This is a genomic window from Anaerostipes faecis, assembly GCF_910574135.1.
GTDB classification, from domain to species: Bacteria; Bacillota; Clostridia; order Lachnospirales; family Lachnospiraceae; genus Anaerostipes; species Anaerostipes hominis.
The window spans coordinates 18682-40844 of the sequence record NZ_CAJSYK010000026.1 but is presented as its reverse complement, the minus strand read 5'-3'; the positions used below and the strand labels follow the sequence as shown (position 1 = coordinate 40844).

The window sequence follows — 22163 nt, the reverse complement described above, 5'->3', positions numbered from 1 at the left end:
GGCTTCCACCTATGATAAAACGCAGGCAGTATTATGAGGATTTGGAACTGGCCGCATAGTCAGTGATATGCTTGAGAAAAATGTGTCAACTAATATTGACAATATCAATCTGTCTTCAGCTGCTGAAACAGCAGGGTGAGGACATTATTCTTGCCGATGAAGCAGAACTCCTCGAAGCCGCCAAAGAAACACTGACCCGTTTAGATTCAGACAAAAAGCCAAAGGACTTTTTAAAACAGATATCCAATTTTAAGAACAATGTACAAATGGAAGAATGCCTGACGAAAGAGGAGGCAGTCTGTTTTCAGGAAATTATGAGTGAGATGGGTCTTACAGATTTTGACGACCTGCTCCTGAATGTGCTTTCACAGACAGAATCACCGGTTTTACAAAACTCACAGTTTTCTTATCTTCTCGTAGATGAATTTCAGGATATTAACGACATTCAATTCCGTCTGGTGCTTTCCTGGAACCAAAACGGAAAAGAATTATTTGTCATCGGAGATCCGGACCAGTCTATCTATGGCTTCCGGGGTTCTGATTCCAGATGTTTTGCACGGCTGAAAGAAGAAGTTCCGGACCTGTATGAAATTTATCTTAAGAAAAACTACCGGTCAACACCTGAGATCGTGGAATCTGCTCTTCAGGTGATTAGCCGGAATCCGGGAAACAAACGCTGTCTTTCGGCCGTCCGTGAACCCGGGAAACCAGTCCGTCTGGTCACTGTCTCAAATGACTGGTCCGAGGCCATTTTTATTGCAAAGGAAATTAACAGGCTCACCGGCGGCATGGATATGATGGATGCCCAGAATTATGCCGTAAAAACGGAACATCCCAGAGGCTTTGGAGAAATTGCCGTATTATACAGAACCCACCATCAGGCCAGAGCCATAGAAAAATGTCTCAGACAGGAGAGTATTCCATGCGTCATCACAGGGCAGGACAGTTTTCTTGAGGAGGACAAGGTAAGAGGTACGACTTCATTCTTTCGGTTTCTTCTCGATGAAAAGGACACGAAGGCTCTCCAGATCGCACTGAGCGCTTTTCCTGACTGTGGAAGCCTGGAAAAAGAATTCAAACAGCTTCTAAAAAAGGAGTCCCCCGGAAAGATTTTAAAGCTCTGGATGGAAAAGAACGGTCTTTTGGAAGATGAATCCCTTCTCTGCCTGTACAAGATGACTCTGTTTTATAACGATATGGCATCCTTTTTGTCTAATCTTTTGCTGGGAACAGAAGGAGACTTAAAAAGAAGCGGTGAAAAGGAATATACGTCGGATGCCGTCACCCTGACGACTCTCCACGGGTCCAAAGGACTGGAATTTCCGGTCGTGTTCATCGCCGGCGCAAAACAGAGCAGCATACCGCTGGAATCACCTGTTTATCCTGCGGATAAGGAAGAGGAGAGGCGTCTGTTCTATGTAGGGATGACCAGGGCAAAAGAAGAACTGATCCTGCTCACGAGAAAAGAATCTTCTGAATTTCTTGCGGACCTGCCGCAAAAGTACACGGCAAAAGAAACCGCAGGAAAAGAACAGCCTGAGGCTACCCAGCTGTCGCTGTTTGATCTGTGATTTCATTCAAGATTCAAGATAAAAACAAGATTCCGACACAAACCCTTGTATTCTGTAAACGAAAGTGTTATAATTATCAATAACATAAAGCTTAACTTAAAGAGTGGACGTAAGTCCACTCTTATTGTTTGCGCAGAAAAGGAGGCAGGGCAACTTGGCAGGAAAAGCAGAGATTGAACAGAAAACAGAAGAACTTGTGACACCGATCATCGATGAAAACCACTTTGAACTTGTTGATGTGGAGTATGTAAAAGAAGGTGCCAACTGGTATCTGCGGATTTACGCGGATAAAGAGGGAGGCATCAGTATCGATGACTGTGTGCTGATCAGCCGGGCACTGGAGGCCAAATTGGACGCCGATGATTTCATCAAAGACGCATATATTCTGGAAGTCAGCTCCCCGGGACTCGGAAGACCTTTAAAAAAGGAAAAAGACTTTCAGAGAAGTATCGGGCAGTCTGTGGACATTAAATTATATAAGGCCATCGACAAACAGAAAGAGTTTACCGGTATTTTAAAAGAATATTCAAAGGAAAGAATAATTCTCTCGATCGACGGCACCGATCAGGAATTTGAAACAAAAAGTGTGGCATCCGCCCGTTTATCATTAGATTTTTAAAGGAGGACAACAGAAAAAATGAGTGAATTAATTGATGCATTAAACCAGTTAGAAAAAGAAAAGCATATTGATAAAGACGTCATTATGGAAGCGATTGAAAATTCCCTGGTTGCTGCATGCAAAAGAGACTTTGGAAATGCAGACAATGTGGTGGTCAATATGGACCGAGAGACCGGAGATATTGTCGTATATGCAGAAAAAGAAGTCGTGGAAACCGCAGACGGGGAAGATTTTGACCCGGCGCTCCAGATCAGTCTTGCCAAAGCAAAAGCAATGGACCCTAAATATGAGCTGGGTGATATCGTCCGCGTGGAGATTACTCCGAAAGATTTTGGAAGAATTGCTGCTATGCACGCCAGAAGCGTCATTGTACAGAAGATCAAAGAAGAAGAGAGAAGAGTTGTTTTTGACCATTTTTACTGCAAAGAAAAAGACATTGTCACAGGCGTGGTACAGCGCTATGTCGGCGAGAATGTCAGCGTCAGCTTAGATGACAAGACAGATGCACTCCTGATGAAGTCCGAGCAGATCAGAGGCGAAGTATTCCAGCCCACGGAACGGATCAAACTTTATATCGTAGAAGTAAAAGACACCAACCGCGGACCCCGGATCTTAGTGTCCCGTACACATCCGGATCTTGTAAAGCGCCTTTTTGAAAAAGAGGTAGCCGAGATCCAGGACGGCATCGTAGAGATTAAGAACATCGTCCGCGAAGCCAGTTCCAGAACAAAGCTTGCCGTCTGGTCCAATGATCAAAACGTAGATCCTGTCGGCGCCTGCGTCGGTATGAACGGTGCCAGAGTCAACGCGATTGTTAATGACTTAAAGGGCGAAAAGATTGATATCATCAACTGGAATGAAGATCCTTGTGTCTACATCGAAAATGCGCTGAGTCCGTCTAAGGTTGTATCTGTATCGGTAGACGTGGAAGAAAAAAGCGCTCAGGTTGTCGTTCCGGATTACCAGTTATCACTGGCTATCGGAAAAGAGGGTCAGAACGCAAGGCTCGCGGCAAGGCTGACCGGCTATAAAATCGATATCAAGAGCGAATCTCAGGCTGAGGAGGAAGAACTCCTTTCAGAAGAATCTGAATATATTGACGAATAAAATTTAGGATGTGATCGTATGAACAAGAAAATTCCGATGAGAAAATGCATTGGATGTCAGGAATCAAAAGCGAAAAAAGACCTTGTGAGAATGGTGAAGCCCAAGGATGGAGATATCTTCATCGATCCCACCGGAAAGTCCAACGGACGCGGCGCTTATATCTGCCGTTCTCTCTCCTGCCTGAAAAAAGCGAGAAAGTCAAAGGGTCTTGACCGTTCTTTTAAGACGTCGATTTCCGAGGAAGTCTATGACGCGCTGGAAAAGGAGATGATGGATCTTGACTCATAAAATTCTGTCTCTTCTCGGATTGGCAGCCCGATCGAGAAATCTGGTAAGCGGAGAATTTGCGGTAGAAAAATCTGTGAAATCCGGCCATGCATATCTGGTCCTTGCGGCCAAAGATGCTTCCGAAAATACGAAAAAGATGTACCAGAATATGTGCGAATACTATCATGTGCCGCTGTATTTTTTCAGTGACAGAAGCGAACTGGGCCACGCCATCGGAAAAGAATTCCGTGCGGCGGTAGCTGTAGAAGATCAGGGATTTGCAAAGGCCATTCGCGGGAAACTCGAAAATAGTAAAATTGAATAATGGAGGTGCAATCTATGGCAAAAACTAGAATCCATGAGATAGCAAAGAAATATAAAAAACAAAGCAAAGAAATCATAGAAATTTTGAAAAAAAATAATGTCGAAGTAAAAAACCATATGAGTACGGTAGAAGATTCCCAGATCGCGGTCATTGAAAAGGCTCTTGGAGTAAAAAAGGAAGAAAAAACGACGAAAAAAGAGAATAAACCAGAGAACCGCCAGGAAAAGCCAAGGAATCAGCAGGGGAGAGACCAGCAGCGCGGCAACAGGGGGCAGCAGAGACCTCAGAATACTCAGAATCAGAACCGTGCCGGTAAAAAACCGGAAAGGCAGCCGAAGGAAAAAGAAGTGGGTCAGAATCAGGGAACTCATAAGAAAGTCCTGAAAAAAGAGAATCCTCAGAATTCTCAGAAATTCTCCAATAATAATAACGGACAGAATGGGAAGAATAAAAACAATAAGTTTAACAAAAAGAACAGAAAGAACAGAAACAACAAATTCAATAATAAAAACCAAAATACACAGAAGAAGAAAAAGACAGGACCAGGTGCTTTCATCAAGCCGGATCCAGTAAAGAAACCAGAATATGATCCAAATGAGCCAGTAAAGATTCCTGAGCTCCTCACTTTAAAGGAGTTTGCGGAAGCGATCCATATTCCTGCAAACGATATCATTAAAAAGCTTCTGATCTCCGGAGGCGGCCTTGTGAACCTTAACACGGAATTGGATTTTGAGCGTGCAGAAGAGATCGCTTTAGAGTATGACCGCATTGTGGAATTAGAAGAAACTGTGGATGTCATTGAAGAGCTGCTTAAGGATGATGACGAAGAAGATACAAAAAATCTTGTGACCAGACCTCCGGTTGTGTGCGTTATGGGACACGTTGACCACGGTAAAACATCCCTTTTGGATGCCATCCGTTCTGCCCGTGTCACCGCAGGTGAAGCCGGCGGGATCACACAGCATATCGGTGCTTATACCGTACAGACGGACAACGGGACCATCACCTTCCTGGATACACCGGGACATGAGGCTTTCACATCCATGCGTATGAGAGGTGCCCAGTCCACCGATATCGCGATCCTTGTTGTAGCAGCAGATGACGGTGTCATGCCACAGACAATTGAAGCGATCAATCATGCCAAAGCCGCAGGTGTTGAGATCATCGTAGCCATCAACAAAATTGATAAAGAAAGCGCCAATATTGAGCGCGTAAAACAGGAACTTACAGAATATGAACTGATCCCTGAGGACTGGGGCGGAACAACGATCTTCTGTCCGGTATCCGCACATAGCAAAGAAGGAATCGACGATCTCTTAGACATGATCTCCCTGACCGCGGAAGTGCTGGAGTTAAAAGCAAATCCAAACCGTAAAGCGAGAGGAATCGTCATTGAGGCAGAGCTTGACAAAGGACGCGGCCCTGTGGCAACTGTGCTGGTACAGAAGGGTACCCTCCACGTTGGAGATGCCATTGCGGTAGGAAGCGCCCACGGAAAAGTCCGCGCCATGATCGATGATAAGGGAAAACGTGTCAAAGTGGCAGGACCGTCAACTCCTGTGGAGATCCTTGGATTGAGTGAAGTGCCGTTTGCAGGGGAAGTCTGCATGGCAATGGAAAATGAAAAAGAAGCCAGATCCACTGCAGAGAAGTTCATTGCCTACGGCCGTGAGAAAATGCTCTCTGAGACAAAATCACAGCTGTCACTGGATGATCTGTTTGACCAGATCCAGGCGGGAAGCGTAAAAGATCTGAATATCATTGTAAAAGCGGATGTTCAGGGATCTGTGGAGGCCGTAAAACAGAGCCTTTCCAAGCTTTCCAATGAGGAAGTTGCAGTCAAGGTCATCCACGGCGGAGTCGGTGCCATCACAGAATCTGACGTTATGCTTGCCTCTGCATCCAACGCCATCATCATTGGATTCAACGTGCGCCCGGACCCTGCCGCAAAGGACGCCGCTGAGGGCGAAAAAGTAGATCTCAGGTTATACCGTGTCATCTACAATGCCATTGAAGATATCGAGGCAGCCATGAAGGGTATGCTGGAGCCGGAATTTGTAGAGAAGGTGATCGGCCATGCCGAGGTACGCCAGACATTCAAAGCATCCGGAGTTGGAACTATTGCAGGTTCTTATATCCTGGACGGTGTGATCCAGAGAGGAAGCACCGCAAGACTTATCCGTGACGGAGTCGTCCTCCATGAGGGTGAGTTTGCATCCATTAAGCGTTTTAACGACGACGTAAAAGAAGTCAAGACCGGATTTGAATGCGGACTTGTACTTGAAAATTATAATGATATCAAGGAAGGCGATCAGATTGAAGCCTATATTATGGAAGAGATCCCTAGATAAGCCTTCTTGACAGGAGGAAAACAATGAGAAAGAACAGCATTAAGAATACTAGAATCAATGGGGAAGTACAGCGGGAGTTAAGCCGCATCATCAGCCGGGAGATCAAAGATCCGCGCATCGCACCTATGACTTCCGTAGTGGATGCCGTGGTCACTTCCGACTTAAAACAGTGCAAAGCCTATATCAGTGTCCTCGGTGACCAAAAAGCAAAGGACGATACACTAGCAGGCCTTAACAGCGCTGTCGGCTATATCCGAAGAGAACTGGCTCATTCCATCAATCTCAGAAATACCCCGGAAATTACTTTTGTTTTGGATGATTCCATTGAATACGGAGTGGAAATGTCAAAAAAGATTGACGAATTGAACAAATAGGAGAAGCGATCATGAATGAATTCATATCATCCATCGAAGCTGCAGATTCCATTGCCATCACCGGCCATATACACCCGGACGGTGACTGCATTGGGAGCTGTCTGGGGCTTCGGCAGTACATTTTAGATAATTTCCCCGGAAAAACTGTCGCTGTTTATCTTGAATCACCGGCACCGGAATTCCGGTTTCTTTCCGGCGCCGGTTCTGTCAGACACGAGGCAGAAGTGGTCCGCTATGATTTGTTCTTTGTTTTAGACTGCAGTTCGCTGGATCGGATCGAACCGTTTATCTCCATGTATGAAAATGCAACAAAAACGTTTTGTATTGATCATCACATCAGCAGCAAAGGCATAGGACAGGAATATATCTTAAAACCCCAGGCCAGCGCCACCTGCGAAGTGCTGTATGAATTGTTTGACCCTGAACACATCTCACTGGACTGTGCTTACTGTCTGTATACGGGCATTGTACATGACACCGGTGTATTCAAACATTCCAATACGACAAAACAGACGATGGAGTATGCGGGAGATCTGATCTCCAGGGGGATCGACACTTCCAAAGTGATCGACGAGACCTTTTACCAAAAGACATTTACCCAAAACAGGGTTCTTGGACAGGCTTTATTAAACAGCTGTCTGTATGAAGACGGACAGGTCATCCTTTCCTATCTTACGGGCGAAGAGATGAAGCAGCTGGAAGCTGGTTCCGGAGATACCAACGGTATCATCGACCAGCTCAGAGTCACAAAAGGCGTGGAGGCCGCAGTTTTTTTATATGCACTGGATGCTGACACATATAAAGTCAGCATGCGTTCCAACGGAAAGGTAAACGTGGCTGCTATCTCCGAAGAATTTAAGGGCGGAGGACATGTCCGTGCCGCCGGCTTCAGCATGAAAGCGGATCTGGCTGAAGTGACCGATACCGTTCTTTCAAGAATCCAAAAACAATTATAGAGGTGCTTATGATAAATGGTATCTTAAATGTATACAAAGAGCCCGGCTTTACCTCCCACGATGTGGTGGCCAAGCTCAGAGGCATCATAAAACAAAAGAAAATAGGACACACCGGTACCCTGGATCCGCAGGCCACCGGTGTGCTTCCCGTCTGTCTGGGCAAAGCAACCAGGCTCTGCGACATGCTCACCGACACAAAAAAAGAGTACCGGGCGTCGTTTTGCCTCGGATTAAAAACAGACACCGAAGACATATGGGGGACGGTCACCGAAGAGTCAGAGGCCGATGTTTCCGAAAAACAGGTTGAGGACGCCGTATTCTCGTTTGTGGGAGACTATGAGCAGGTGCCGCCTATGTATTCTGCCCTGAAAGTGGGCGGTAAAAAGCTGTATGAGCTTGCCAGAGAAGGCAAGGTGATCGAGCGGAAGACACGCCCTGTCACCATTTTTGAGATCAACGATTTAAGGCTCGATCTTCCGGACATCCACATGACTGTGGTCTGCAGCAAAGGCACCTATATCCGCAGTCTCGGACGCGATATAGGGGAAAAGCTTGAATGCGGAGCCTGCATGACTGCACTGGAGCGCACAGCAGCCAGCGGTTTTTATAAATCAGGCAGCCATACACTGGAAGAGATCGAAGAACTCATAAGGGAGAACAGGATCATGGAGGTGGTCATTCCTCCGGAGCAGATATTTTCAGATCTTCCTGAACGCACAGTGAAAAAACAGTATGCCAAGATCTTGTATAATGGAAATCCGCTGAAAAAGGATTGCTTTACACTGCCTGTAAGCACAGAACAGCGTCTTAAAATCTATGATGAGGACGGCCATTTCATCGGGATTTATGACTGGAAAGACCAAAAGAGCATGTACTTTCCGGATAAAATATTTTACTGAAAGGAGCACTATGGAATACATACATCAAACGGAGAACTTTCAATTTCATAACTCTGTGGTAGCGCTTGGAAAATTCGACGGACTGCACAAAGGACATCAGCTTATTTTTGACGAGCTGCTGAAATACAAAAAACAGGGATATCAAACGGTTGTCTTTTCTTTTGACCGTCCCCCGGTCAATACCCTGAAGTCAGAAAACTATCATATGATCTATTCCAAAGAGGAAAAAGAGCGTTTACTTGCAAAAAAAGGACTGGATGTTCTGATCGAACATCCTTTTACCAAAGAATTCTCCAAGCTCTCCCCAAGGGATTTTGTCACTGAAATACTGATCAAAAAGGTCGGAATGAAGATTCTTGTGGTAGGGGATGACTGCGGCTTTGGTTATAAACGACAGGGCAACGTGGAGCTCTTAAAGGAAATGCAGAGAGAGTATGATTTTAAACTGATCGTGATCCCTAAGCTTGAATTGAACGGCGGCATTGTCTCCAGCAGCCGTGTCCGCAGTCTGCTCAAAGAAGCCAGGATTGAAGAAGCCAACCGCCTTCTTACCTCCCCGTTCCTCGTCTACGGTCCTGTTGTAAAGGGAAACCATATGGGCAAGGATGTTCTGGGAATTCCCACTGCCAATCAGATCCCGAATCCTGAAAAGCTGCTTCCGCCCAACGGAGTCTATGTTTCCAGGATCACCATCAAGGACCAGGTCTATTACGGGATCAGCAATATCGGAGTAAAACCGACCATTGAAGGTAAGAAACATATGGGCGTGGAAACCTATATCCTGGATTTTGATAAAAATATTTATCACAAACCTATTTCTGTGGAGCTTCTCTGCTTTAAGCGTCCGGAAATGAAGTTTGATTCATTGGAGCGTCTGTCAAAACAGATGAAGGAAGATGCTGATTTTGCCAGGGAATGGGTAAAAAAAGAAGGTCTTATGTAGTAGAAACCGTATAAAATACGGTATGCCCCTGGGTGTACTTTTTTCCCAAGATGCGGTATAATGGATGTAACTTAAATGAAGTTACTGAAAAGAAGGGAGCGGTTCATATGGCTACAAAAACGATTATTACGATTGAAAGACAGTACGGAAGCGGCGGACATTTGATAGGGAAAAAGCTTGCAGAGGATCTGAATATTCCTTTTTATGACGGGGAGTTATTAAAAGTTGCGGCAAAGGAAAGCGGAATCTGTGAGGAGATTTTTGAAAGCTTTGATGAGAAGCCGACCACGAGCTTTTTATATTCCCTTGTCATGGACCCATATTCTTTAGGATATAACGCCAATTCCTTTGACCTTCCGCTGAACCACAAAGTATTTCTGGCCGCCTTTGACACCATCAAGGACATAGCCAGCAAAGGTCCATGTGTTTTTGTCGGAAGATGTGCCGACTATGCACTGGAGGATTTTGATAACTGCCTGAGTATTTTTATCCACGCTCCTTTTGAAGACAGGATCAAACGGATCGAAGAAGTATACGAGATCCCGAAAGCCAAAAGCAAGGAAGCTCTTCTAAAGAAGGATAAACAGAGGGCCAGCTATTATAATTACTACAGCTCAAACAAATGGGGCGATGCCAAAGCCTACGATTTCTGTATCAACAGCAGTCTTCTAGGCATTGACCAGACCGTGGATCTGCTCAAACAGGTCATCGCAGAAAAAGAGAAGTGATCAGAAATATTTTATGATTGCTCTGTACATTTTCCAATCATTTATCATCTAAGAAAGTCCGTGGGATATTCTCACGGACTTTTTTTGTCTAGTGCATCATATATTATAAAATTTTGAATTATATGTCATTTTAGTATAAAAACGCAATACAAATCTGATTATCCGCTAAAACACAGTATCTATCAGCATTTTCAAGGAAACAAAAACATTAATTTACTACCAATGAATGAGACTTGATACGCAAGTTTTTCTGGATATGTAAAGATATGGTACGGCACATCAGTATTGAAATAAGAAAAAAATTGAATATTTCATAGACTATGGAACGCCTAAAATGACGTTCCTTTTCTTCAACAGTATTTTGCATAGAGAAATGTATGTAGGAAATATGGTGCAAGGCACAAAGCACCAGCGATTGAGAAATCAACCTATGAACCAAAGGCACACTACATTTTATATTACTTGATAAGTAAACGAGTGTTTACTATAATGGTTTACAGAAGTAAACATTCGTTTACTAAAGAAGGAGGTTGTAAATGTCTGACACAAAAGAAAATATATTAAAAATTGCACTACACTTATTTGCAGTGAATGGTTATGAGGCTGTTTCTGTTAGTATGATTGCGGAAGCCTTGGGAATGACAAAAGGAGCATTATATAAACATTATAAAAATAAGCAAGATATTTTTGACTGTATCGTAGAACGTATGTATCAAATTGATAATAAGCGAGCTAAGGATTATCAATTACCAGAAAGCACAATAGAGGTAACCCCTAATGCATACAGAAATACAACTATTGAAAGTCTAATAACATTTACTCTTGCACAATACGATTTTTGGGTGACTGATGAATTTGCGTCTAATTTTCGCAAAATGTTAATACTAGAGCAATATAGAAATTTAAAAATGAATATGCTTTATCAAAAATGTCTTGTAAATGGTCCTATCAGTTATATAGAAGATATATTTAATGAAATGATTGAAAAAGGTGTTCTTCAAGAGTGTGATACAAAACAGCTTGCTATTGAATATTATGCGCCATTATTTCTATGGATAAGTGTAGCAGATGCAGTTGAAAATTGTTGGGATTTAAAAACTCAATTAACTACACACGTTAAACAATTTGTCAAGAAATATATTATAAATGAGAAAGTAAAATAATCCTTTATTCTGTCCTAAATGCAAATATAACTTTTTAATTTCAGCAGAGAAACTCAAAATGAATATTGTTATAAGTCACAAATATTAACTATTAAAATATTACAATAACGGAGATGAGAAAATGGAATATATTCGCAGTAAAAAATATTTTACACCCGACTTACAGACAAAAATTATGGGACCGAATCCTATAAAATTACAAGAGGAACTATTACAAAATCATAAAATCCCGTCTGGTAGCTATGTCTGTGACCTTGGAAGTGGACAAGGTTTAACTTCTGTATTTCTTGCAAAAGAATATGGATTTGTTGTTTTTGCAGTTGACTTATGGAGTGAGCCAAAAGAAAATGAAGAATTTTTCAAAAAAATGGGGTTATCTTCTGCACAAATTAAATCTGTAAAAGCTGACGCCAATGAACTTAAATTTGAGAAAGAGTTTTTTGATGCTGTAGTAAGTACAGATTCATATAATTATTTTGGACGTGACCCTATATATTTAGATGAAAAATTGCTTCCATTTGTTAAGAAAGGTGGGTTTGTTTATATCACAGTTCCTGGCATGAAGAAAGATTGCCATGACAAACTTCCAGAAGAGTTATTGTTATCATGGACACCAGAAGAACTTGATTATATACATGATATAACATATTGGTCTAACATAATTAGTCATTGTAAAAAGGCAGATTTAATTTCAATATATGAAATGGAAAGTAATTCGGAAGTTTGGTCGGATTGGATAAAGCAAAATAATGAATATGCAATAAATGACCGTAAAGCAATAGAAGCTGGCGGTGGAGATTATCTGAATTTTATTGCTATAATTCTACAAAAAAGATAAATTCTTTAGAACCAGACACTATAATTTGCGTTCTAATATGTTTATCGATTGACATCAATAATTTTATCTTTGAGGGTAATGATTTGAAAATAGAAGAATGCAAGAAGATACGAAATTGATAAATTAGAATTTGGAGGAACAGTAATGGACTACAAAGTAGACGATAAAGACCTTGATGTATCAATGTTTATTTCTTTTGTCAATCAAGTATGGCAAGGTGATTATGAAATGGAACAGACAAAGAAAGCATTGTCTAAAACACTGAATATAACAGCCTATGACAATAAAAAATTAGTAGGGTGTTTGCGTATTCTTTCCGACGGTTACTATTTTGGAACAATTACAGAGTTACTTGTTCTTCCACAATATCAAAAACAGGGGATTGGAAGCAGGCTTCTTGAGCTTGCAAAAGAGAACACGCCGACCTTATTATATTTTGGCGCACAGCCGGAAGCAGAAGCATTTTATGAAAAGAATGGCTGTCAAAAGAGCTTACAATCTTACATGATAAAAAAGAAAGAGTAAGTGCTGATTTTTGACTTCAAGAATAAACAAATCCCAGTTTGTAAAAGTCAATAAATCCAAAGATAAGTTTGTATTTGAAAGCAGTGACCATAGCTACAGTTCTTTTGAACCTTATTGTAACATCTGGGGCCATGACTATAAAGTAACTTATTAACCAATAGACAGAGAATGGATGAGCCAGCATTATGGAAGAAGAATCTTCGGAAAGGATGTTTAGAATTATCCTTCTGTCTAACAAAAAAAGAATAAGTCTGTAAGCTGTTTTTCTTGCTTACAAACTTATTATACGAGGAGTTTTGAAGAATGAAAAAATATGAGTATGTAGAAATTAACTATAATGCGAAAGGAGTTGTATTCCTTTGTACTGATAAACACAAAGAAATTATTGACAGTTACGCAAAAACGGGGTATCACTACGCAGGGTTTGTACCCACAGAAATTGACGCAAAAGGCTGTATGCGAAAGATAGATTTAATTTTTGAAAAAGAAGATTAACTTTATTTTAGGGAGTTGGTTCTAATGATAGGATTGAAAAACGAGATATTAAAAAAGCATTGAAAGCTGGTGCAAAAGCTGGCGGTTTATCGTATGCTGATGTACGAGCTGATATTGAAGCAACGATTGATGAAGCTATGAACAGCACAGATCCGGAGGTGCAGGCAAATTTTAAAAAGATCTTCGGGAATAAACGCCCTATACCAGAAGAATATATTTATAAGATTACGAAGAAAAAAAGTTTAATTTCTTTAATTAGTTTTGTAATAGAAAAGAACTCAACTTATCGCTTTAGGTGTTTGTCGTAGTTTTGTTGCCAAAATGACAGCGGAGAATAGGGACATCAAGCTGCCGTATACAAAAGGCTCATAAGCCCCGATTCCATCCCACAGAAGCCCAGCAATTACACTTGCAGGCAGCAAGGCAATCCCGGCAAGGGTGGAGTGCAGCCCCAGCATCGTCCCCTTTAACTGCGGCGGAGCAATTTCCGCGATGAATGCCCGTTCCACACCTGCTGTCATGGCAGTAAACACGCCATAAATTACAAAAATCAGAAAGACAGGTTTCCACAAGGAATCGCCAAAAGAGAAGCCGTCAGGTTATAGATGAAGTAAAGCGGGATGGTATTGCTGCTGTCAAATCCGATATCTGCGGCACGGAGCAGTAGAAAACTGTTTGAAGAATTTCCCAGAGTAAACAGAAAAGTTACAAACAGATAAAGCTTTAGCCGACTGCCCAGTTTGAAGATGTTTTTCCAAAAATATTCCCTTTGTGCTGTTTCATGCTTTTCTTTTTTCTCATGAATAAAGAAAAAGAGAAGTAATGCAATTACAATCGGAATAATTGAAACAGCAAACACCGTTTTGTATCCATTGTTTCCAATGTTCCTTACGAGCAGGAATGCCAACAGAATACCGACAGCCGATCCTGCCATATCCAGCATTTTGTGAATGCCAAATGCCTTACCCATACTTTTTTTATCAGCGCTCTCTGCGACCATTACATCTCTCGGTGCTGTTCTTACCCCTTTTCCAAAGCGGTCTATGACTCTTGCAGACAGAATTCCTGTCCAAGAGCCGGCAAACAGCAAGGCGATTTAGTAAAGTACGCCTGTTGCGTAACCACAGAATGCAAGTGTCTTCTTGTGCTGGAAACGGTCGCTTATGTAACCGCTGAATAGCTTCATTTGGTCATGAAGGAGGCTCATTGGATCAGACGAAACGCTGACTGCTGTATTTCTGTCATACCAGCCCCACAAGCGCAGAGGGATCGACTGCCCTTTATAAAGAAATGGCTCTCCGTTGTGGGCAAGCACGGAGGCTACCAGACGCTCGGCGTTCTCACTGCGGTCGAATGGTGTCACAAGAGCAAATTCATCACCGCCAATTCGGAACAGCCGCATCGAGTCCGTCTTGTGCGCATGAATTAGTTGGGCTGTCTTCACCAAAGCCTGATCTCCTGCTTCCCATGATATTTCATTGATCTGTATCATCCCAGCAATATCAAAACAGATTACAAAACAGTCCTCCATACTGTGCATAGCTTCAATGAGGGCAGGTGCTTCCCAACTAACGCCTTTTTCACTGAGAGTAGGCGGATTGAAGGCTGATTGGGCGCCGTATCCTTTCCGGTAGTCGGAAGGAAGACAGCAGTTCACCTTGTGGAAAGCCCGGCTGAAGGCTTCTGTGGAACTATATCCGTATTTCATTGCTAACTCTGCCACAGAAGCAGTTCCAGAAAGCAATTCTTCCGCAGCAAGTGTCATTTTTCTCTTGGTAATATGCTCGTTGACACTATGGTCGAAGACATACCGGAACAGCTTTTGTAGAGAAGAAAGAGAAACGCTGGAAGCTTTGGCGATATTCTCTTGCGTACAATTGTCCGAAATATGAAGCGTACTACACGTCAAACCGCCTAAATATAGGCGTGGCAGGAGAAAATCTATGCTCCTGCCGATACATATCTATTTTTATCCTTATCGAGTGTAAATCAAGAGCCAGACGCAAAGACGCAGAGCCGATAATTTATAGGTTAATGTAACTTGTAGATTGTCGGCTCTTATTTGTTTCCTGCAAAGCACATCAACAAATAATTCTTGAAGAAACATAGCTAAAAGGAAAATAGGGAAAATAAGAAGCTGATTACTTCTTATTCTCCCTGCTGTTCAAGATACCGTCAATCGTACCTTGAATAATTTTTAATTCGTTATCACTCAATAAATCAAGTGATGTTTCTATCTGACGGCGAGCTGTACTTTTGCCAACTTTCTCTGGCGGATAGAAATATTCATCAACCGATATATTGAACATGGTAACTAAATCATGGAATCAACTGAAGAAATATTTCAGTCCAGTATTACAATCATTATACCCTTTACAAGAATATAAAATTCATATCAATAACATTTACAAAGCAGTCCGTTTGTGTACTTACATTCACACGGGCTGTTTTCATTTTATTAAAAAGTTTTTTCGATTTTTTCTGGTTTCAACTTAACAAATCATACCTGCCATTCCCTATATGGTGCGGAAAGAGGGATAAACACTTTTCACGTCATAACGGAAAGGCGGTAATGATATTCGTATTTGTGATGATGAATTGGCAGAAGCCTTGAAAAAGCTGTCCGAACGTAACTGTGAAAATTTACTGATGTACTATTTCTTGGACATGAGTGACACCGAGATTGCAAAAAAACAGAATATTTTCAGAAGTGGAGTTTTTCAAAACCGACACAATTCATATCAAAGTGCTGTTTGCGTCCACTCTATGATGAATACGGTAATGTTTATATTGTTGTAGATATGGAGTTAAAAGGACTTATCCGAGAAGCACTTATCAAAATGATTTTAGGGTTTGATATTGCCTTAGAAATTGAAGAAGAATAACAAGCAGTAACGTAGAGCATGATTTGTTCAATCCCCTCTTTCCTGCTCTGCACCCTGCTTTTACATGAAAGCATACCGCTTTCACCGGTTGTGCTTCTGTTAGAAACGGGACTTCATATTTCTGAATTTTGTGGATTGACAACGCATATTGATATGCAGAACAGAATACTCAATATAGACCACCAGCTATTAAGAGATAGCGAAATCGGCTACTATATTGATACTCCAAAAACAAAGAACGGAAAACGAGAACTTCCATTGGCAGAAAGAGCTTATCAAGCACTCCAAAGAATACTAAAGAACAAGTTACCGAACATCACACCTCATTCATTCAGACATACCTATTGTACGAATATGGAAAACAAAGGAATGAACCCTAATACTCTGCAATATCTCATGGGACACGCTAACATAACCATGACACTTGGCTATTATGCACACGGTACATTTCAATCTGCAAAAGCGGAACTGGAAAGACTGGTAAGCTGGGATAATTTAAAAATAAGCTTTCTTTGAAAATGTTAATACTCTTTTCAAAAGTAAGACAAGCAGAATAAATGATCCATGAGACGTTATCATGGATCATTTTTCTATCCATTCATTATAATGAGACTATCAAATAATTTAAATTTATACAAAATAATGAAGATATCTTGATTGCTTTTTGGTATAATAAAGATAATTATCAAGGAAAGATGAGAGTATTATTATGATATCTGAAAAATCTTTTTATAAAACCTTTGCTCTGCTGACGTTATCGCTGGCATTGCAAAATCTGCTCACCTACGGCGTCAATCTGGCGGATAACCTGATGCTTGGTTCCTACAGTGAGACGGCTCTGTCCGGCTCGGCCCTGTGCAACCAGATACAGTTTTTTTTACAGATGCTGGTGGTGGGTGCCTCGGAAGGGGCAGTGGTCATGGGAACCCAGTATTTCGGAAAAGACAGGTTTGAGCCCATCGTACATACCATCGGGACCACAGTGCGCTTCGGCGGCGGTATTGCTGCAGTCATGTTTCTGCTGATTCTGTTCTTCCCAGGACAGATCCTGGGCCTTCTCACCAATGACGCCGCTGTCATTGCAGAAGGAGTGAAGTATCTGCAGATTATTTGTTTTACCTACCTGATGTTTACAGTGACTAATATTTTGACGGCATCCCTGAGATCCGTCGGGATCGTTAAAATAGGATATATCATCTCAGCATCTACGCTGATCCTGAATATTATCCTGAACTCATGCCTGATCTACGGCAATTTTGGATTTCCGGAGCTGGGTATCCGGGGCGCAGCCGTTGCGACGCTCTGTTCACGCACGGTGGAACTTTTGATCGTGATCTGGTATTTAAAATACAAGGAACATTCCCTGAACCTGACCTTAAAAAAGCTAGTATTCATCGACCGGTCGTACATCAGAGACTATAAAAGGACCGCACTTCCGGTACTCACAAGCCAGGCACAATGGGGCCTTGCCCAGATGGCGCAGACCGGGGTGCTCGGCCATTTAGGAGCCCCGGCCATTGCGGCCAACTCTATTGCCACCATTGTATTTCAGATCATCACGGTGGTGGTCTACGGCTCTGCCAGCGCCTCAGGGATCATGATCGGATGGACCATCGGGGAGGGAAAAGAAAAGAATATAAAACCTATGGTAAAAACCCTGGAGATTTTATTCCTCTCCATCGGCATTTTATCGGGACTGGCCATTTTCCTGATCCGTGAACCGATCCTGTCCCTGTATCAGATCTCCCCGCAGGCAAAGGCACTTTCCATGCAGTTTATGGCAATACTGTCGGTGACAACTGTTGGGACCGCATATCAGATGTCCTGCGATAACGGTATTATCCGCGGAGGAGGCAACACCAGCTTCAGCATGAAAATGAACCTGATCAGCATGTGGCTGATCCTGCTGCCGATCTCCATTTTTGCCGCGTTTGTCCTGCATCTGCCCCCGATCATTGTCTTCTTCCTGCTGAAATGGGATCAGCTTTATAAGGCAATCCCTGTATTCATAAGGCTGCACCGCTGGAAGTGGATCACCAAGGTCACAAGGGAAGAAGCTGCCTAGAGAGAAAGGAGAAAACCTGTCATGAAACTGATCACCTGTCTGGACGACAAAAACGGCCTATTATTCCATTGCAGAAGGCAGAGCCAGGACCGTGGGCTAAGGGCTTTTATTAAAGACATGGTAAAGGACACCAGATTATATATGAACTCTTACACCTATGAGCTCTATGAAGATATCCCAAATGCTGTGGTCTGCGATGATTTCTTAGAAAAGCCAGACACCGGGGATTACTGTCTGGTGGAAGACTGTCCGGTAAAGGAATATGAAGACCGTATTGAAGAATTGATCCTATTCCGCTGGAATAAGATCTATCCGGCAGACCTGTATTTTGACCTGGATCTGTCAGCATGGCATCTGGAAGAAACCGAGGAGTTTGAAGGATCCACCCATCACATCACAAAAGAAAGATATACAAAGGAGAAACCATCACTATGAAACTGCGAAATAGAATCTCAGCCGCACTGTTGACCCTGATCCTGGCACTCAGCCTTGGAGCGTGCCAGGCAGCTGACAAATCCGGTTCAGCTGTCAAAATGACGGTAAAGACCGAAACACAGAATGTGTCCATAGACAATATCCCCGACTATTCAGGCAAAATGTATGTGGAGCTAAATAACAACAGCCCTGATTTTTCTTCAAAGGATTTAAAATCCAAATCCTACGAGTCCTACAGTAAACTGGATTCTCTGGGCAGATGCGGCACAGCCGAAGCAAACATCGGAAAAGACATCATGCCCACAAAAAAACGCGGAGCCATCGGAATGGTGAAACCCACGGGGTGGCATACCGTTAAATACAGCAGTGTAGACGGCAAGTATCTCTATAACCGCTGCCATCTGATCGGTTATCAGCTCACCGGAGAAAATGCAAATGAAAAGAATCTCATCACAGGAACCAGAGCCATGAACGTGGACGGAATGCTGCCGTTTGAAGACATGGTGGCCGACTACGTAAAGGAAACCGGAAACCATGTTCTGTACCGGGTCACTCCGGTCTATGAAAAGAAGGATCTGGTAGCAAAAGGTGTTCAGATGGAAGCGAAATCCGTGGAGGATAAAGGAAAAGCAATAGAGTTTAATGTCTTTGTATATAATGTGCAGCCAGGTATATCCATTGACTACAAAACAGGTGAGAGTACGGCATCAAAAGCGGTATCCGGCCAAAAGAGAACATCTTCCGAAAAAAGCAGTCATGAAAGTACCTCAAGTTATATCTGCGGTAATTCCAGGTCCAAAGTTTATCACTGTCCTGGGCAGAGAGATTATGAAAAAATGAAATCCTCTAAGTATCTTGTGAAGTTCCAGAGTGAAAAGGAAGCACAGCAGGCAGGATACAGAAAAGCGAAAAGATAACGATTTAAATCAGAGGGAGGACAAAAGTATGACCGCCTGCATGAGGCTATCCGGACCATGGTCCTATGGTCAACCGTTTTCTGTGTCATCTTTGGTTTGTCCGTTGCCCTGTTTTCCGCATCCACCATATCCCAGTTTACAAAGGATGACCTTGTCATGATTGATGTGGGACGGAAAGCACTGAGGACAAACGGACTGTCATTTTTTGTGTTTGGGTGTTATACAGTGTATTCCTCCCTTTACCTCGCCCTTGGAAAGGCAAAAGAGGGTTTTATCCTAGGCACCTGCAGACAGGGGATCTGTTTTCTTCCTATCATCCTGGCAGCTGCGGTCACTGTTTTTATGGCTTTCAGCCTTCGCAGAGAGTTGATTGCCTTTTCCTGTGCCTGATGATAAAATGGTATCACATTTTAAATACAGATTGGAGGAACATATGACTTATGAAGAATTGCTGGCTTCAGCCAGAACCTGTATGGGGGCCTACTGCAAGGCCTGTCCTGTGTGCAACGGAAAAGCCTGCGGCAGCCAGATCCCGGGACCGGGAGCAAAAGGATCAGGGGACACAGCTATCCGCAATTACCAGAAATGGCAGGAGATACGGGTAAATATGGATACCCTGTCTGGAAACCAGCCGGTGAGCACCGCACTTGAGTTATTTGGACAGACATTCCGTTATCCGTTTTTTGCCGGTCCCGTAGGCGCTGTGAATCTTCACTATGGCGATAAATACACAGATGTGTCCTACAATGAGGTCCTGGTCTCGGCCTGTGCACAGGCGGGGATTGCCGCTTTTACCGGTGACGGAGTCAATCCGGAAGTGATGACGGCAGCCACTCAGGCCATCAAGGCAGCCGGCGGCATGGGTGTGCCCACAGTAAAACCATGGAATCTGGAGACGGTACGGGAGAAGCTTTCTCAGGTTCACAGCTGCGGTGCCTTTGCGGTGGCTATGGACGTGGACGCAGCCGGGCTTCCTTTCTTAAAAAATATGACGCCTCCCGCCGGAAGAAAATCGACGGAAGAATTGACAGAGATCATTAAAGAAGCCGGACTTCCTTTCATCGTAAAGGGTGTCATGACGGTCAAGGGTGCGCTAAAAGCGAAGGAGGCGGGTGCCTCAGCCATCGTTGTGTCCAATCACGGGGGGCGTGTTCTGGATCAGTGCCCGGCCACGGCAGAAGTGCTGGAGGAAATCGCAGAAGCGTTAGACGGCTCTATAAAGATCCTGGTTGACAGCGGACTGCGTTCCGGAGCCGATATCTTCAAGGCACTGGCATTAGGGGCAGACGGGGTCATCATATGCCGTCCGTTTGTGACCGCCGTGTATGGAGGCGGAGCAGAGGGTGTCCATACATATATTGAGAAAATAGGAGCAGAGCTTCAGGATACCATGGCCATGTGCGGTGCAAATTCTCTGGAGGAGATCACAAGAGATATGATCCGCTGTCTCTGATCATTTGGCTTGTCTTAAATAACAAGACTCATGTATAGCCGTCACCAGTTATATATCGTCTTTTCCGACCCAAGTATAGCATAATCGACTGTACTTGGGTCTTTTTATGTTGTTGAAGCGGGCTTGTCCTGTTTGTGCTATAATAATTTTCAGAACGCTTGACACGGAAAGGAGTTTAAAGACATTATGAAACCTCAATCTTATTACGATGAACTGAGCGTGCAGCAGACCTTAAAGTTAAGAGAACTGATCCGGACACTGCCTCCTTTTTCAAAGGAATTTTTCCGGGCGATCGATACCACGACCCAGGTACGGACCCGGATCGCATATGCGTACGACCTGCGGGTGTTTTTCCACTTTCTGATGGATGAAAACCCAGTATACAAAAATTATACGGTACTGGATTTCAAACCTGAAGATTTGGATAGGATTGAATCAGTGGACCTGGAAGAATATATGGAGTATTTAAAAACCTATGTGTCCGATGACAAACGGATGCAGAACACAGAACGGGGAATTTTCCGCAAAATGTCCTCTTTGAGAACGTTTTATGCCTATTATTATAAACGCCAGCTGATCAAGACAAACCCAACTCTGCTGGTGGATATGCCAAGGATCCATGAAAAGGAGATCATCCGTCTGGAGGCGGATGAGGTTGCCTCCCTGCTGGACTTTATCGAGAGAGGCGGCGATAATTTAACCGGACAGAAACGGATGTACTATGAAAAAACAAAAGAACGGGATCTGGCTATTATAACCCTGCTTCTCGGAACCGGAATCCGTGTTTCAGAGCTGGTAGGACTGGATATGAACGATGTGGATTTTAAGAACAACGGACTTCACCTGATTAGAAAAGGCCGGAAAGAAATGACCGTTTATTTCGGGGAGGAAGTGGCAGACGCACTGATTCAGTACATCGAAGGCTCCCGGAGCAAAATAATCCCCCGGGAAGGGCATGAGAATGCTTTGTTTTACTCCATGCAGAGGAAACGGATCGGGGTTCAGGCTGTGCAGAACCTTGTAAAAAAATATGCAAAACAGGTGACGCCGCTGAAAAAGATCACTCCTCATAAACTTAGGAGCACCTATGGAACAGCCCTCTATGAAGAAACCGATGACATTTACCTGGTGGCCGAAGTCCTGGGGCATAACGATGTGAATACTACAAGAAAACACTATTCTGCCATGTCTGACACGAAGCGGAGACAGGCGGCAAAGAAAGTGACTTTAAGAGAGAAGAACTAGAA

24 protein-coding genes and 5 pseudogenes are annotated in these 22163 nt (G+C 43.1%); 26 read left to right on the top strand and 3 right to left on the bottom strand.

Going from position 1 to position 22163, the window contains the following annotated elements; translation table 11 throughout:
- Positions 1-95 precede the first annotated feature (95 nt).
- From QGT46_RS14210 to QGT46_RS14135, 17 genes and pseudogenes are all read left to right on the top strand, one after another.
- Positions 96-1571, top strand: a complete 1476-nt coding sequence (locus QGT46_RS14210; protein WP_301591334.1) for an ATP-dependent helicase — start codon at positions 96-98, stop codon at positions 1569-1571.
- 154 nt (positions 1572-1725) lie between these two features.
- Positions 1726-2190 (top strand): ribosome maturation factor RimP, encoded by a 465-nt coding sequence (gene rimP, locus QGT46_RS14205; protein WP_009289623.1) that lies wholly within the window; start codon positions 1726-1728, stop codon positions 2188-2190.
- Between the two features lie 18 nt (positions 2191-2208).
- Complete coding sequence (gene nusA, locus QGT46_RS14200; protein ID WP_148458743.1) at positions 2209-3297, top strand: transcription termination factor NusA; 1089 nt, start codon at positions 2209-2211, stop codon at positions 3295-3297.
- An 18-nt stretch (positions 3298-3315) separates the two neighbouring features.
- Positions 3316-3585, top strand: a complete 270-nt coding sequence (gene rnpM / locus QGT46_RS14195) for an RNase P modulator RnpM (protein WP_024727560.1) — start codon at positions 3316-3318, stop codon at positions 3583-3585.
- Positions 3575-3889 (top strand): L7Ae/L30e/S12e/Gadd45 family ribosomal protein, encoded by a 315-nt coding sequence (locus QGT46_RS14190; protein ID WP_034549372.1) that lies wholly within the window; start codon positions 3575-3577, stop codon positions 3887-3889. Before rnpM ends, QGT46_RS14190 begins: the two co-directional genes overlap by 11 nt.
- A gap of 14 nt (positions 3890-3903) precedes the next feature.
- The gene (gene infB / locus QGT46_RS14185) at positions 3904-6240 is read left to right on the top strand and encodes a translation initiation factor IF-2 (protein WP_148458744.1); all 2337 of its coding nucleotides are present in this window, start codon (positions 3904-3906) and stop codon (positions 6238-6240) included.
- 23 nt (positions 6241-6263) lie between these two features.
- Positions 6264-6614 carry a 30S ribosome-binding factor RbfA gene (rbfA, locus tag QGT46_RS14180; protein WP_034549369.1) on the top strand — a complete coding sequence of 117 codons (351 nt, stop codon included), beginning with the start codon at positions 6264-6266 and terminating at the stop codon, positions 6612-6614.
- Between the two features lie 11 nt (positions 6615-6625).
- The gene (locus tag QGT46_RS14175) at positions 6626-7570 is read left to right on the top strand and encodes a DHH family phosphoesterase (RefSeq protein ID WP_148458745.1); all 945 of its coding nucleotides are present in this window, start codon (positions 6626-6628) and stop codon (positions 7568-7570) included.
- An 8-nt stretch (positions 7571-7578) separates the two neighbouring features.
- Positions 7579-8469: a tRNA pseudouridine(55) synthase TruB gene (gene truB / locus QGT46_RS14170; RefSeq protein WP_148458746.1), complete on the top strand. Its 891-nt coding sequence runs from the start codon at positions 7579-7581 to the stop codon at positions 8467-8469.
- 10 nt (positions 8470-8479) lie between these two features.
- Positions 8480-9412, top strand: coding sequence for a bifunctional riboflavin kinase/FAD synthetase (locus tag QGT46_RS14165; RefSeq protein ID WP_024727555.1), 933 nt, complete (start codon positions 8480-8482; stop codon positions 9410-9412).
- 107 nt (positions 9413-9519) lie between these two features.
- Positions 9520-10140, top strand: a complete 621-nt coding sequence (locus QGT46_RS14160) for an AAA family ATPase (protein WP_137328650.1) — start codon at positions 9520-9522, stop codon at positions 10138-10140.
- Between the two features lie 536 nt (positions 10141-10676).
- The gene (locus tag QGT46_RS14155) at positions 10677-11303 is read left to right on the top strand and encodes a TetR/AcrR family transcriptional regulator (RefSeq protein WP_148458747.1); all 627 of its coding nucleotides are present in this window, start codon (positions 10677-10679) and stop codon (positions 11301-11303) included.
- Positions 11304-11331: 28 nt separating this feature from the next.
- Positions 11332-11391 (top strand): annotated as a pseudogene (locus tag QGT46_RS17555) (hypothetical protein); the annotation flags it as partial.
- Between the two features lie 33 nt (positions 11392-11424).
- A complete protein-coding gene (locus QGT46_RS14150; RefSeq protein ID WP_148458748.1) occupies positions 11425-12141 on the top strand; it encodes an SAM-dependent methyltransferase in 717 nt (238 codons plus the stop codon).
- A 144-nt stretch (positions 12142-12285) separates the two neighbouring features.
- Complete coding sequence (locus tag QGT46_RS14145) at positions 12286-12666, top strand: GNAT family N-acetyltransferase (RefSeq protein ID WP_148458749.1); 381 nt, start codon at positions 12286-12288, stop codon at positions 12664-12666.
- A gap of 303 nt (positions 12667-12969) precedes the next feature.
- Entirely contained in the window at positions 12970-13161 is a 192-nt protein-coding gene (locus tag QGT46_RS14140; protein WP_003434344.1) for a DUF4177 domain-containing protein, read from the top strand.
- A 32-nt stretch (positions 13162-13193) separates the two neighbouring features.
- Positions 13194-13469 (top strand): hypothetical protein, encoded by a 276-nt coding sequence (locus QGT46_RS14135; RefSeq protein ID WP_148458750.1) that lies wholly within the window; start codon positions 13194-13196, stop codon positions 13467-13469.
- A gap of 242 nt (positions 13470-13711) precedes the next feature.
- Here the strand turns inward: QGT46_RS14135 and QGT46_RS14130 are convergent, their stop codons facing one another.
- The 3 genes and pseudogenes from QGT46_RS14130 to QGT46_RS14120 form a co-directional block, all read right to left on the bottom strand.
- The gene (locus tag QGT46_RS14130) at positions 13712-14251 is read right to left on the bottom strand and encodes an MFS transporter (RefSeq protein WP_301591323.1); all 540 of its coding nucleotides are present in this window, start codon (positions 14249-14251) and stop codon (positions 13712-13714) included.
- A 6-nt stretch (positions 14252-14257) separates the two neighbouring features.
- On the bottom strand, positions 14258-15070 hold the full coding sequence (locus QGT46_RS14125) for a helix-turn-helix domain-containing protein (RefSeq protein WP_301591321.1): 813 nt from the start codon (positions 15068-15070) through the stop codon (positions 14258-14260).
- A gap of 232 nt (positions 15071-15302) precedes the next feature.
- Positions 15303-15488 (bottom strand): annotated as a pseudogene (locus QGT46_RS14120) (transcriptional regulator); the annotation flags it as partial.
- Positions 15489-15729: 241 nt separating this feature from the next.
- Here QGT46_RS14120 and QGT46_RS14115 point away from each other — a divergent pair.
- From QGT46_RS14115 to QGT46_RS14075, 9 genes and pseudogenes are all read left to right on the top strand, one after another.
- Positions 15730-15960 (top strand): annotated as a pseudogene (locus QGT46_RS14115) (hypothetical protein); the annotation flags it as partial.
- Complete coding sequence (locus QGT46_RS14110) at positions 15900-16046, top strand: helix-turn-helix domain-containing protein (protein ID WP_081723830.1); 147 nt, start codon at positions 15900-15902, stop codon at positions 16044-16046. The pseudogene QGT46_RS14115 and the gene QGT46_RS14110, both read left to right, overlap by 61 nt.
- Before the next feature lie 87 nt (positions 16047-16133).
- A pseudogene (locus QGT46_RS14105) lies at positions 16134-16562 on the top strand (site-specific integrase); the annotation flags it as partial.
- A gap of 193 nt (positions 16563-16755) precedes the next feature.
- The gene (locus QGT46_RS14100) at positions 16756-18111 is read left to right on the top strand and encodes an MATE family efflux transporter (RefSeq protein ID WP_148458753.1); all 1356 of its coding nucleotides are present in this window, start codon (positions 16756-16758) and stop codon (positions 18109-18111) included.
- A 21-nt stretch (positions 18112-18132) separates the two neighbouring features.
- Positions 18133-18546 (top strand): hypothetical protein, encoded by a 414-nt coding sequence (locus QGT46_RS14095; RefSeq protein ID WP_148458754.1) that lies wholly within the window; start codon positions 18133-18135, stop codon positions 18544-18546.
- Positions 18543-19463, top strand: coding sequence for a DNA/RNA non-specific endonuclease (locus tag QGT46_RS14090; RefSeq protein ID WP_024727546.1), 921 nt, complete (start codon positions 18543-18545; stop codon positions 19461-19463). Before QGT46_RS14095 ends, QGT46_RS14090 begins: the two co-directional genes overlap by 4 nt.
- 9 nt (positions 19464-19472) lie before the next feature.
- Positions 19473-19853 (top strand): annotated as a pseudogene (locus QGT46_RS14085) (MATE family efflux transporter); the annotation flags it as partial.
- 43 nt (positions 19854-19896) lie between these two features.
- The gene (locus QGT46_RS14080; RefSeq protein WP_148458755.1) at positions 19897-20916 is read left to right on the top strand and encodes an alpha-hydroxy-acid oxidizing protein; all 1020 of its coding nucleotides are present in this window, start codon (positions 19897-19899) and stop codon (positions 20914-20916) included.
- Between the two features lie 186 nt (positions 20917-21102).
- Complete coding sequence (locus QGT46_RS14075) at positions 21103-22161, top strand: tyrosine-type recombinase/integrase (protein ID WP_024727543.1); 1059 nt, start codon at positions 21103-21105, stop codon at positions 22159-22161.
- Positions 22162-22163 lie beyond the last annotated feature (2 nt).